Genomic DNA, 12642 nt, shown 5'->3' with positions numbered 1-12642 from the left:
TAGTAAAGAATGTGAGCGTGCCCGCAGCGTTTTAATTTTTTAAGAAAGAGGGGAAATTTATTGTTACAACTGAAAGAGTTATATTCAGATCTTCAAAACCAAACTGAAAAAGCAATAAAGGAAATAGAAAATTCTGATCACTCGATTGCGATTTTACTTCAAGCTATTTTGAGAGAGCAACTGGAAATGATTAAAAAGCTATTGCTTGAGCTTTCAAAAGATGGGGCCGAACTAAAGAACATGACAGAATTTTTGACAATTATTTATCATGATAATGAAATAGCCAACCCTACATTTCGAGCATGGAAAAGAGCGGTTGAATGGATGAACCTTCCCTACCTGGAATCAGTGAGAAAATTGGAGCCTTTATTCCAGGAGATTAAGACCAACCTTGAACACTCAGCTGCCGAATTGGAAAAGATTTATGGGGCTAAGCAAACGAAGTATATCATTCCTTCTTTTTACATATCTGCCCTTCGCTAAATCTTTTTTCTCACAACTAATATCCAAGGAGGAAGTTCAATGTCCTGGGAAACTGAAAGAACCGATATAAATGTTTACAGCCAGGGAGATGTTGATAAGTGGGTGTACAGTACTTGTAACATATGCTCAATTGGCTGCGGCTGCTATATTGCTGTGAAAGATGAGAAGATAGTTGGAATCAAGGGGAACAGTGCCCATCCCATTAACAGGGGTAGACTTGGTCCCAAAGGGGAAAATCAGTGGTATGCCAATAATAGCCCCGACCGTCTGTTAACTCCCATGATCCGTGACTCTTCCGGAAAGTTGGTTCCTGCTACATGGGATGATGCAATGGATTTAATTGTAAAAAAAGCGATCGAGTCTCTAAAACAGAAAGGGGAAAATAGCATTGCCATTTATTCGACCGGACAAGGTTTTTTAGAGGATTACTACACAATTGCAAAAATCGGCAGAGCCGGTCTTCAAACTCATTTACTGGACGCCAATACCCGGCTTTGTACAGCCACCACCGAATTTTGCCTGCTTCAATCATTTGGGGCGGATGGCAGCCCGGCCTCCTTTGATGACATCGATGAAACTGAAACGCTTATGCTGTTTGGCCACAATGTAGCGGAAACGGGTACAGTACTGTTTGAACGGATTATGGAGCGCAAGAAAAAAACTGGAAAACCGTTCATCATCACGGTTGATCCCAGAAGAACCCTCACGACAAAGGCAGCGGATATTCATCTTCAGCTTTATCCTGGAACAAATGTGGCTCTTTTAAATGGAATTGTTCATTTGATTGTAAAAAATGGCTGGATTGATCAAAGTTTTATTGATAACCATACAATTGGGTTTCAAGAACTGGCGGAATCGGTAAAAAATTGGACCCCGGAGAAAACGTCAGAAGTAACGGGGGTACCTATCGACATACTCCTGCTTGTGGCAGCCCATCTGGGGAAAACTCCATCACTTATCACCACCACTCTGCAGGGAGTCTATCAAAGCGCTGACGCCACAACAGCCTGTGTAGCCATCAATAATATGCATTTGATAAGAGGGTTAATTGGCAAGCCAGGCTGCGGACCACTCCATATGGCAGGACAGCCGAGTTCATCTGCCAACCGGACTGCAGGGGGAGTCGGAACTTTTCCAGCACAGCGGAATTCGGCCAATCCGTCACATATACAAGAGATAGCAAGGCTATGGAATATGGATGAAGCGAAACTTCCGGTTGGTCCGGAAAAAGGGATTGAGGAACAAATTGATATGATGGAAATGGGCCAAATCGGGTTCTTTTGGAATATTGGCACCAACCCCATGGTTTCTCTCCCGAATAGACGGCGGGCCAAAGCAGCATTTGAAAAAACATTCGTTGTAGTTCAGGATCCTTTTTTAACTGAGACGGTCACCGTTGCGGATGTGGTTCTGCCAACTGCTTTATGGGGAGAAAAAGAGGGAGTTATGGAAAATGCAGATCGAACGATTAATTTATTAAGAAAAGCCGTAAACCCTCCGGAAGGAGTAAGAACTGATTTTGAAATTTTGTTGGATTTTGCAAAACGGATGGGCTTAAAGGACCGTGATGGAAATCCGTTAATTGCTTACTCAACAACAGAAGAATGCTTTGAAGAGTGGAAAAATGTCTCTCGTGGCCGTCCTTGTGATATGACCGGGATAACTTACGATAAGTTAGAAAAGTATAACGGACTTCGCTGGCCTGTAAATGAAGAGCATTCTGAAGGTACAACTAGACTATATACTGATTTTAAATTTCCTACAGAAACAGAATATACCCAGAGTTTTACGAAACATCAATTTACAGGACGGCCTTTAACAAAAATAGAGTATGAAAGGAAAAATCCAAATGGTCGGGCAATCCTTTATCCAATCACCTATTTGCCACCTGCTGAACAGCCGACAAAAGAGTATCCTATGTGGCTGACAACAGGACGACTTGTTTGGCATTGGCATACCAGGACAAAGACGGCTCGATCACCTCTTTTGCATGTAGCTGCTCCCCGAGGATATGTGGAAATCAATGAGGCTGATGCAGAGTTACTTTCTCTTCTTCCCGGAGAACTTATACGTATCTCGTCCCCACGTGGATGGATTGAGGTTCCTGCAAGAATTGGAAATGTGGTACAAAAAGGACTAGTGTTTGTTCCATTTCATTTTGGGAGTTGGGAAGGACGGGAAGCCGCAAATGAGTTAACAGCGGATTTTACCGATCCACTATCCAAACAGCCAACATTTAAGCAATCAGCATGTAAAATCGAAAAGTTGCGGACCCAGCATATCGTTACTGAAGAAGATACTTTACAATCGCTGACTAATCAATATGGCATATCTGTTGAAAATTTACAAATAGCCAACGCATTAATTTCACCCTACGATATTCAAATTGGAAAGATACTTGAGATACCGGCATCAACCATAAATGTACCAATACCACCGTATTTACCAGATTTGAAGGATGGCTCGTTTTAAAAAAGGGATTTTTATCTTTGTGAATAAAAAAGAACTTCTATGAAAAGAAAAGATTTTTCCCTTTTTATTTCTTCCCAGGGTTCTAATTTAATTTTCAAAAAAGCCCTCAGATTTGAATCGTCTGAGGGCTTATGATCATCCGAAGAATCTGAGTTTTGGATAACTTCTTGCTCCCCCACCCATCTCTTACAAAACGGATATCTACACCATCCAATGCCCGTTCAATCAGTAGGTCCGTAATGCGTTCCCTAATTTGGTCATCTTTATATAGAGTTGTGGACTTTCATGAGGAGACATTCCGATTATGTCCAAAAAAAATCGCTCAGTTATCAAAGAACGATCGGTTACTTCTTTTGTTATGCTTCTTCTAGTTCCTGAAGCGGAATTTCTTTTTCTGTATCGTTCTTGACAAGTAAATCACGATTTTAAAGTTACATAAATTGGTTTAGCGTCCGATTTTCCCGTTTTGTCGGCGATACCCCTACCTTACCAAAACCATTTTTCTATGGCCCAGTCCGCCAAAAATACAAAAATACCAACCGCTATATTGAGCCATCCCATAAATTTTGCCGCTTTGGTCTCCCTTTTCATCTTAGCCACTTGGTATGCTTTTGCATCTTGCCGTAAGAGGAGTACCCCGGTGACGACTAATAAAAAAACAATATAATTGGCGTATCCAATTTCATACATAAGATCTCCTTTCTTATTTCTTTTGATGATTTTAATTTCCTATTCGGCTTTCATTCCGACACGACGAATATGGAAAACCACTTTGACTTCATACGTTCCCTCTTTATAAAGTTTGTGCCAGTTTTCTTTTGTTTTAACGTTTTCATTCCAGTACGTTGGATGTTTCGCACGAACATACTCTCCAAAACCAAAGATATCGGATTGCATTTGCTGGGTTTTTCTTATTAGCCCCTTGACTGATTTTTCTGTATCAGTAGCGGCCTTTTTTTCAATACGTTTAATCACTGCGGACTTATTTATTTCCACTTTCTCATGGTCTTTTTCATTAATCTGACCTTCGTAACGAATTTTAATTTGTACATGGGGTTTCCCGTTTCGGATAACCGTTTTTACTCTGGATTTACGATGAACTGCTTCAACTAACACCTTTGCTTTAGTGCCTGGAACGTCAACAAAGACTCCATAGCCTCCTTTTCGCTCGCCCATTACACCCATATATAGTCCAATTTCCAAGGGTTCCGTCATCCCTACCATTTTAGCATTGCTAAAATTGGCAAGACCCTTTATTTGAATATTTTCCTCTTCCTTCACTTTTAAAAAAGGAAGATAGGCGTCCTGGCCTTTGCTGGATAATGTCCTCCAAAACAAGCCGATAAAATCATTAGGAAATTTCCCCAGTTTAACCCCGTTTTCAAGCATCGCAGCTATATATAACGCCGGTACTCTTTCGAGTTTAGGGGCTACATTTATAAGCTTGGCTGCGTTACCATTAGAAATGGCCAACCATGCAGATCTCCTGATTTCCGGATTACGTCGAAAATAATCGTTAAAACGTTTCACCCCTTTTTTTGCTAGATCCTTACTGATAATGATTACACGTAGATGTCCTAAAAAAATGGGGTCTGCCACCTCCTGTTGTAAATTCAGTAATGCATCATCTAACGTGTGCCCAACGGCACTTAATACCCAAACAGGCGGTTTTTCTTCACCCGTTCCTCCCCCTGTATCTGGACCCAATGGTATCCGTCCAGGTACAGCGATTTGAGCAGTGACACGAATCATCTTTTCTTGAGGTTTTCGAAAACCTTTTTGTTTAAGGTGGGAAATCTCTGCCTCATTTTCTTTAGCATTTTTTTCAGCTTTGTCAATGGCAATGGCAAGCACAACTGCTCGGTCCTCAATGTCGACACTATCCCAACACCCCGTTAACAACGGTACCAATAAAACGATAACACAAAGTAAACGAATAATATTTCCATGATTACCCATTTTCTATCGTCCTGTGTCCCTCTTGCTTCCGAAGTATAGCCATAACCAATAAAACGCAGGGATAAATAATGGTAAGGATTAATCCGAATGTGCCTACTAGTACGATAACCTCATACATTTTGAGGCTATTTTTCGGGTACATAGCAATGACAAACACAAGCGGTAAAAGAAAATACGAGAGCATCTTATGATCACGCAAATGAAAAAATTGGCTGATGGAAAAAGCCATAAACAGATAACTAGAATAAAGCGTGGTAAATACCGCCGTTACCCAAACCACTAAAAAGATCACATCCAACCGTTGCAAAACCCTTCCCCAAGAAGTAGTTCTAGCCAACTCCAACGTTGGCCAAAGTAATTGTTTGATTTCCTCAGGTCCAAATACTGAAACGGCCGCAATCACAATTAATAAATAAAAGGTTCCTGCGATTCCGATTGCCCACAGACTGGCTTTCATCGCTTTCTTTGGTCGACGCATGTAAGGAATTAGTATGGTTATTATGAAAGTGCCTTGAAACAAGGCGGCAATCGTCAATATTCCAAGGATCATCACTTTGTGATCATGTCCCCATAGAGGTTGCAGATAAAGAACGTTTGCATTCTTTAGCGAGAGGGCTACGATAATTAAACCGGGTGACAGAATCACTGGAAGAAAAAATACGTGAATGTAACTAAAAATATTGATGTCGTTTCGCGCCGGAATTGCGGCCATTAATAACATGACAATCACAGTGACTTCGATTGGAGTTTCTCTTAAGACAGCAGTGACAACAACCTCTCCAAACTCCCTTGCGCCGAGTCCGGTTAAAAGCAGAAAAAAAGCGATGACCAAAAAGTTACATATTCTCGCTGGCCATTTCCCAATAATCGTTTCACTATATTGAATAATGGACTGGTTTGGAAAACGAATTCCAAGCTTGGTAATGACCCACAACCCTAAAAAGGCGATCATAATGGCTAGGAACGTTACCAATGGAGCCCCCGTATCGGCTGCTTTTACTCCGAAGAGAGGAAGAGGCAATACGCCGACTCCTATAATGGTACTAATAAGAATACATGTTGTTTGAATAACCGTTATTTCACGGAGTTGGTTCATTTTTTTCCTCCTGTGTCAGTTGATTGCCCTCAACTGATGGAACACTTTGAGCCTTTTGGAACGGCTTCGGACTAGTGCCTAACCGCACTTCGTTGGTAGGATGAAGGAAGGAGGGCCGTTTATACATCCACCATAGAGGTGCTCTAACACCCGTATCTTTGATACCCTGTAAATTGCCTGGAGACATGGGACTCATAAAAGGAACACCAAAAGATTTTAATGAAAGCATATGGTTGAATATAAAAATCACGCCAACTACCACACCATAAAGACCAAAGATTCCTGCAAGTATAATAATCAAAAAACGTAATATCCTTAAGGCAAATGCTGCAGTGTAAGCAGGAGTAGCGAATGAGCCAATCGTAGTTAATGCAATAAAAACGACCGTAATTGGACTGGCAAATCCCGCTTCCACGGCAGCCTGTCCAATGACAAGAACACCTACAATGGACAGAGCCCCACCCACTTGCCTCGGTAAACGAACAGTCGCTTCCCGTAACACCTCCATAGAGACTTCCATTAACAAAACCTCTACGACGGCAGGGTAAGGTACACCCGCTCTTCCTCCGGCAACGGCCACCGCAAATTCGGTTGGTATTAATTCAGGGTTAAACGAGATCATTGATACATAGATTCCGGGGAAGAATAAAGAAAATACAAGGGCTAAGACTCGAGCCATTCGCATAAAACTGCCCATTAAAAACCGACTAGAATAATCTTCTGTTGTCTGATAGAACTGGTGAAATACGACAGGAGCAATCAAAGCAAAAGGAGAACCATCCGCTATAATAGCTACTCTTCCTTCCGCTAAGCTTGCTACCGTTTTATCGGGCCGTTCCGTGGTCTGGATCTGGGGAAAGGGTGAGTAATGATTATCTTCAATAAATTGTTCTAAATAGCCAACATCAAGAAGGACATCGATATCGATTTGAGACAAGCGCTTTTCGACTTCCTTAATGAGTGATTCATTCGCAATTCCTTTTAGATAACAGATCGCTACCTTTGTTTTCGTTAAACGACCAATCGTCATCGTCTTTACTTTCAGATCTGCTGTTGGTAGACGATTGCGTAATAACGCAAGATTGGTCACAATCGATTCAATGTAGCCTTCCCTTGGTCCTAAGATGACCTGTTCTGTTTCGGGTTGTGTAACAGCTCTTTTCTCTACTTTGTGCGTGTCTATATGAAACGCTTTGTCTAACTTCTCAATCACGATGACCGTTTTACCATGCAATAGAGCCGAAATTAATTTTCCAATATCGTTTTCTATGTGCGTTTTGCTATGAGACAACGTTTCATTCAATAACACGTCTTCCAATTGAGTGAGGTTTATCATTTTATTCACTAAATGATTCGGGACATTCATTAAAGGCTTTAGAATATCACGATTGACAACTTCATGGTCAACGATGTGAGAGAGATAAACCATAGCGGCCGAATAATGGCCAAAGATATGAAAATGGCGAATAACAAAATCATCGTTTTCTCCTAAAAGGCTTTTGATAATCTGAATCGTTTCATCCAATTTACCGGTTAGTTTGCTTCTGTTATTTTTTTTCATCATTTGATCAGGGGTAATCTCTTGATCCTGTTTATTCTTGTTTTTATTTTTCTTAAAGAAATTGGATTTCAAGTACTTTTCACTCCTGTCATATGTGATGAAAACAACATCCATATAGTATCCCTTATCATTTGTTAGTTGTCGTTAGACTATTCCTACTATCGCAAGTACTTTATGAAATGACGGTTGTGAAATCCAAAATCGCAGACTATATTGCAAGCTTCGGGAAGCCACGAACTAAGGGCTAGTAGATCCTTCGGTAATGCGGTAAAAGATTTGTTCAAAGAGATCAATGTCATGCAAGTTTAGCGTGTGCGTGTTACCTGCACTAATTTTGTCATCAAGACTTTGTCGTAGTAGGCATCCGGTTTTTTACCTACACCAAATGTTTGTCCAATACAAGCGCGGTCTATCCTGTGCAGAAAAATGCCCGTCGGGCGTAATTCTTCCCGAAGGTGGAGAAGTGGGGGATTTTTTCCCCTAACCCATACCCCAGGAACTATCGGTAAGCCACATTGGTTTCAATCTCTTTGATCAGCGAATACCAACAAATATTGAATCAAGACCATTTTATTAAGAACGACTGGTACGCTTGGGCGATTCTACAATAAAAAAACTTCTAGACATGAGACTTTGTCTACAAGCTAAAAGGAAAGGTAAAACCCTTCCTTGAAATTATACGTATCCTTTTTCTTTCAGACTGTGCTAACCAGGAGAAACTTCCACTCCTGCTTTACCACTATTTGAGATACAGTTCTGCGTATCATCGCGAAAGCGAAATTTCCAGCCCCCAAGCAAGGGTGACCTGGTCGTCAGGTTTTGAACAGTGGGCTTTACCTCCCCTACTCCGTCAAGAACGAAAAAATAGTAATTTATCGTAATATGACGATGGACTTTCCAAATCTTCTACAATAATATAGGCACACGAGGCCAATAAATATAAGAAACTAGAGATAAAAAGACCTTCGGATTTCTTGCAATGGTGGTGATCATGCTCAATTAGAAATTGATGTGCTGAATGAAATGCCTTTGTTTTTTTATTAATAATGAAAGCACAAGTTTAAGGGGCAGCATCGATTAAGGGATAGAAGTTGCGAGCCGCTTGCTTAAGCGAAAAAACAAAGGTTTCACCTTAGCGGTTATAACGGCAAAAATTGAGAAGGAACTTACCCCGGCAGCTTCATTCTTTGTGTTATTGATTTCATGCAGGGGAACCTTACGTGCATCTGCTGCATTTGTGTTCGGATCTTATTGATAAACTCCTCATCGTCGTTCCCATTATCAGGGTTATTGCGAACAATGACTGCAGTGTTGCTGCCTCCGGAAATAGTAGAACATCGTAGCGACCCCTAACGCAATCCCCCAAATAGGCATTAGCAGCAGCGGTGTTGATGCTCCCCAATTTTCAAAGTCGGGACTCCAAACAAATTGGAAGAAGACTTGAATGCCGGAAACGGTTAACAGGATGCAGACAAATCCGGCAGGAACGACGGCTGCTGCTACAGGTACGCGCTTCCCGGACCAAAACGGAAACCACCGAGGGAAGGTCTCCCCCCATGGCTTGATAAGTCCATGCGTTAGAACGGCGCCGCCAATCGATACCAGGGCAAGGCCCGCTCCAGCCCATACTGCACCTGAATCCTGAAGGCTTTGATATAATTCCTTTGTTACTCCAAGAGGGATTCCCAGCAGCCAGGCAATGCGGGTGATATCGTAATAAGGGGCATGGATCGCAACATAGGTCACCCACCTTCCCCAGCGTATGACGGAGCTCGAAACTATCCAACGGCTCGCATCGCTTTTACGCCCGCAATAGGCGCAAGCGTTACGGGTTTGACGCTGGAAAGATAATGCTGTCGCCGCCCAAAGCAAACCGCCTACAAGGCAAATATATTGATTGATCACCGGCCATGTGAAGAAATCGAAATAATTGAGCGACCTACCGAAAAGAACCGCTATCAATGAAATGGGAGCATACGCCACTCCAATGAGAGCGCGGGTATCCGGGATAGCGAAGCAGAGAAACGCCGCTGCGCTCCAAGCATAAAACAACAGAATCGTTCGGGCGATACCTCGCATATTGAACTTGAACATGAAAAGAGCAGCCGCTCCAAGGAAGCTTAGAATAGCAATAACAGGTCCTGCAACCGAGGCCGTCGCATGTCTAAAAGCAGAATATTGCGAAATTGGATCGTTTAACAAACCTAATGGAAAACCTGAGCCTCCTAACGACCAATATAACGCCAACGCACCATAGAAGAGCGTCCAAACAATCGCTGCGTAACGGGCCCAATCCGGCCAGCGCCTCCACCAGCGCAACGCCGATGGCTTCGAGCGAGTCGTTGTTGCATGGGATAAATCACCCCAATTTATTGGTTTCAAAAAAATCACAACTCCTTATACGACTTTAGCTTTAGTATAAGGAGTGTAAGTAAACATGAAGTAAACGGAAACTCAACTTCACCCTAATTTTGCGCCGCTTGCAGCCTGATCGAAACTGTTGTCCCTTCGCTCGGTTTGCTGTGGACGGCTAAAGTTCCGCCATGGGCTTCTATAAATTTATTGGCAATAGATAATCCCAACCCCGAACGTGCGGAGGATGTTCGATCTTCATCGTTTTGACCGAGCTTCTCGCTGAATCCGACCCCATTATCTTCGATCCGAATCTCCGTCGTCCGATCATGAAGCTGCGAGATTCGAACCGCAATCTTGGTACCCTCAGGATTATGGACGACGGCATTGACGAGCAAATTGCGGATAGCGCGCGTCATAAGCTTCGGATCGAAAGTTACCCAAATGCGGTCCGGCTCCGGATCCATCGTGAATAAATAACGGGTCGCCCAAGGTGCACTGGGTGACAACTTCCAGTGGGTTAAACGGTTTGGTTACATAATCGTCTCCGCCCAAGAATAGCCCCTGTAGCTTATCCATTTCGCTGGATCGGGCGGTAAGAAACAAAATAGGTGTTGTAATGGTTTTGCGTATTTCCGTGCAAAGGGAAAATCCGTCCACAGATTGCCGCAGAAAAGGCTGCAAAATTTTGGTATCATTCGCATAGTTCCATGCCGCCAAGCCCGCCAGAATGCCCATGACGATAAACCATGGCTCGTAAACCAGAAGATCCCATACAGCTAATTCGCGGACATCGAGCTCGGCCCAACCGGGGATTTGGATGGTCATGATTCCTACCAAATGGAGGATTTCGGTGATGATCCCACTGACTCCGTGAGCAATCGCGAAGGCGCAGCCAATGAGCGTGGGGATCAATAATAAAAGAGGATGGACGTTCTTCCCACCAATCCAGGGGATCCATGCCGGAACGGTTTTCCCCCAAGGCTTGACGAGTCCTAATAGGAAGAAACCTGCAAGCATGACCACCACGCCGGCGATATAACTAACCATTTGGAACCCTTCGGGGTTTGCGAGGCTGCCCGGCAGCCCGATCGATCCGCCCGCAGCTTGATAGAATCGAACGAAAACCGCATACATAATCGCCCAGAGGCACCCGGCGTAACCGGGCCAAACCTTTAAGTTGATCTTGCTCATGTTCCAAGCCACCTCTTTCAATCAATTGTTTTTAAAAGCTGTTACACGTTCGAAGGGGTGTAAAAGCCCGTTCTAATCCCGTAAGACAAGGCTGCCATGCTGATCGCAATTCCCCAAAAGAAAAATCCTCCGTATACAGGAAGCAGCACCCAGGGGTCAAACTCCGGTGTATCAGTCAAGCGAATGGTTCCGACAGCCATTTTATAGAAGGTTGCGAGGCTGATACTTATAAAGAACGTTCCGCCCAAGCCTGCCGGTACGAGCAGCATCCAGCGCGGGATCCTGCGCCCCCATTCTTGGACTAGAGCGACCGCAAGCGTAGAAGCGATGAGTGCCAACACGGCGGTTATGTCGATGCGTTGACGTATAGAAATGCGCTGACCGGATCTGCGCTGGTTTTCATAGAGGCATGCAGTCCCTCGATTCCTTTCACGGAAGCGAGAATGACGACTCCATTCGCCCAAAGCGTCTTTAATACCGCGTATGGAATTAAGGCAACAGACGCTGCAAATCCCCATTTCTTTGACAACCACCATTTTCTCTTCTTCGTGATAGCCAATCACCTTTACATAATGCAGTTAAACAGGAGGTAAACGGAAGTTCAACTTCAGCTTAACTTTGCACGGTTGTACAGTCTATAATTTACATTCACAGATGTCAACTTCCACGTTTTAATGCCAATTTGATTAGAAAACGGCAGTCGGATCAAATAGATCAACTCCGTTCCCGATATTTATTGGGCTATTATCCATCTCCATCAGAAAGTCCGAGTAAAGCAGAAATCACACCTATCTTTTTCTTTGTATTTTCCAGCACAGCAGAAAATAACGCTTTTTGGCGAAACTTGAAGGGTGCTCAAGATGTCCCGGTTAGTTTTTAAACCAAGCTACTCGGACCTCATTCGTTCCATATCACAACATACTGCTCAGCCTCTTTAATCGCCTCTAAACCCTTCCCAAACAAAAAAATTTAGCCGTCATTTATGGTACGGTTCACCACCATTTATCCTTAACTAATTTATTTTTTGTAAAATCAGCAACTCTTCCTCCACATTCTGGGCCGATGGTTTAATAAGGAATAAGAGACCAAAAAATAGATCTCTTGTATGACTTATCCTCTTAACATATCTGTTAGCTTCCTAAAGTGAGTGAGGTTTAGGATTCTTAAATAAATTAAATTTTGGTGGTCAAAATGTGGTCAATGATTTTGACTAATAAAACTGACCACCAAAACAACAAACAAAAACCCCTGATACCAATGGTATCAGGGGTTTCAATCTTAATACATGCTCATGTACTTCTCGCGTTCACAAGGGTGAACCTGTGTGCGAAACACATTTCACCCTTTTTTCTCTTTTCAAAATTTGAATAATATGCCGTAATATCAGCAGATTACTTTTTTGGTTAATAGGATTTTTTCTATCTATTCTAAAAAAATAGAAGCCCTCTTGTAAAAAAGGGGCCGGGCTTCCTTATCATTTACTAAGCTCTCCCTCGACAAAGGTTCGCCCACCCAAAGCTCACTT

10 protein-coding genes and 2 pseudogenes are annotated in these 12642 nt (G+C 42.8%); 2 read left to right on the top strand and 10 right to left on the bottom strand.

Features of this window, described 5'->3' with window-relative positions; genetic code table 11:
- The first annotated feature begins 60 nt into the window (after window positions 1–60).
- On the top strand, window positions 61–483 hold the full coding sequence (locus tag QYF49_RS20220) for a hypothetical protein (RefSeq protein WP_290401407.1): 423 nt from the start codon (window positions 61–63) through the stop codon (window positions 481–483).
- A gap of 39 nt (window positions 484–522) precedes the next feature.
- Window positions 523–2955, top strand: coding sequence for a molybdopterin-dependent oxidoreductase (locus QYF49_RS20215; protein WP_290401406.1), 2433 nt, complete (start codon window positions 523–525; stop codon window positions 2953–2955).
- Window positions 2956–3441: 486 nt separating this feature from the next.
- On the opposite strand, the gene QYF49_RS20210 is transcribed toward QYF49_RS20215, so the two are convergent.
- From QYF49_RS20210 to QYF49_RS20165, 10 genes and pseudogenes are all read right to left on the bottom strand, one after another.
- Window positions 3442–3645 carry a CLC_0170 family protein gene (locus tag QYF49_RS20210; protein ID WP_290401405.1) on the bottom strand — a complete coding sequence of 68 codons (204 nt, stop codon included), beginning with the start codon at window positions 3643–3645 and terminating at the stop codon, window positions 3442–3444.
- A 39-nt stretch (window positions 3646–3684) separates the two neighbouring features.
- A complete protein-coding gene (locus tag QYF49_RS20205; RefSeq protein WP_290401404.1) occupies window positions 3685–4914 on the bottom strand; it encodes a Ger(x)C family spore germination protein in 1230 nt (409 codons plus the stop codon).
- Window positions 4907–6010 carry a GerAB/ArcD/ProY family transporter gene (locus QYF49_RS20200; RefSeq protein WP_290401403.1) on the bottom strand — a complete coding sequence of 368 codons (1104 nt, stop codon included), beginning with the start codon at window positions 6008–6010 and terminating at the stop codon, window positions 4907–4909. Before QYF49_RS20200 ends, QYF49_RS20205 begins: the two co-directional genes overlap by 8 nt.
- Window positions 5994–7574 (bottom strand): spore germination protein, encoded by a 1581-nt coding sequence (locus QYF49_RS20195; protein ID WP_290401624.1) that lies wholly within the window; start codon window positions 7572–7574, stop codon window positions 5994–5996. The genes QYF49_RS20200 and QYF49_RS20195 overlap by 17 nt, the downstream gene beginning before the upstream one ends.
- Window positions 7575–8001: 427 nt before the next feature.
- A pseudogene (locus QYF49_RS20190) lies at window positions 8002–8170 on the bottom strand (transposase); the annotation flags it as partial.
- A gap of 688 nt (window positions 8171–8858) precedes the next feature.
- Entirely contained in the window at window positions 8859–9773 is a 915-nt protein-coding gene (locus QYF49_RS20185; RefSeq protein WP_290401402.1) for a hypothetical protein, read from the bottom strand.
- Between the two features lie 263 nt (window positions 9774–10036).
- Window positions 10037–10342, bottom strand: a complete 306-nt coding sequence (locus tag QYF49_RS20180) for an ATP-binding protein (RefSeq protein ID WP_290401401.1) — start codon at window positions 10340–10342, stop codon at window positions 10037–10039.
- Window positions 10343–10421: 79 nt separating this feature from the next.
- Window positions 10422–10583, bottom strand: a pseudogene (locus tag QYF49_RS20175) (response regulator); the annotation flags it as partial.
- A gap of 575 nt (window positions 10584–11158) precedes the next feature.
- Window positions 11159–11458, bottom strand: a complete 300-nt coding sequence (locus QYF49_RS20170) for a hypothetical protein (protein ID WP_290401400.1) — start codon at window positions 11456–11458, stop codon at window positions 11159–11161.
- 5 nt (window positions 11459–11463) lie between these two features.
- Window positions 11464–11646 (bottom strand): hypothetical protein, encoded by a 183-nt coding sequence (locus tag QYF49_RS20165; RefSeq protein WP_290401399.1) that lies wholly within the window; start codon window positions 11644–11646, stop codon window positions 11464–11466.
- Window positions 11647–12642: the final 996 nt, after the last annotated feature.

Source organism: Fictibacillus terranigra (assembly GCF_030412265.1).
GTDB lineage: Bacteria > Bacillota > Bacilli > Bacillales > Fictibacillaceae > Fictibacillus_C > Fictibacillus_C terrinigri.
The sequence above is the reverse complement of the archived record's forward strand: the minus strand, read 5'-3'. Positions and strand labels throughout refer to the sequence as shown.

Bases quoted from the DNA above. Each gene is read 5' to 3' on its own strand.
- QYF49_RS20215 (WP_290401406.1), top strand. From the start codon at position 523: ATGTCCTGGGAAACTGAAAGAACCGATATAAATGTTTACAGCCAGGGA.
- QYF49_RS20210 (WP_290401405.1), bottom strand. From the start codon at position 3,645: ATGTATGAAATTGGATACGCCAATTATATTGTTTTTTTATTAGTCGTC.
- QYF49_RS20205 (WP_290401404.1), bottom strand. From the start codon at position 4,914: ATGGGTAATCATGGAAATATTATTCGTTTACTTTGTGTTATCGTTTTA.
- QYF49_RS20200 (WP_290401403.1), bottom strand. From the start codon at position 6,010: ATGAACCAACTCCGTGAAATAACGGTTATTCAAACAACATGTATTCTT.
- QYF49_RS20195 (WP_290401624.1), bottom strand. From the start codon at position 7,574: ATGATGAAAAAAAATAACAGAAGCAAACTAACCGGTAAATTGGATGAA.
- QYF49_RS20180 (WP_290401401.1), bottom strand. From the start codon at position 10,342: ATGACGCGCGCTATCCGCAATTTGCTCGTCAATGCCGTCGTCCATAAT.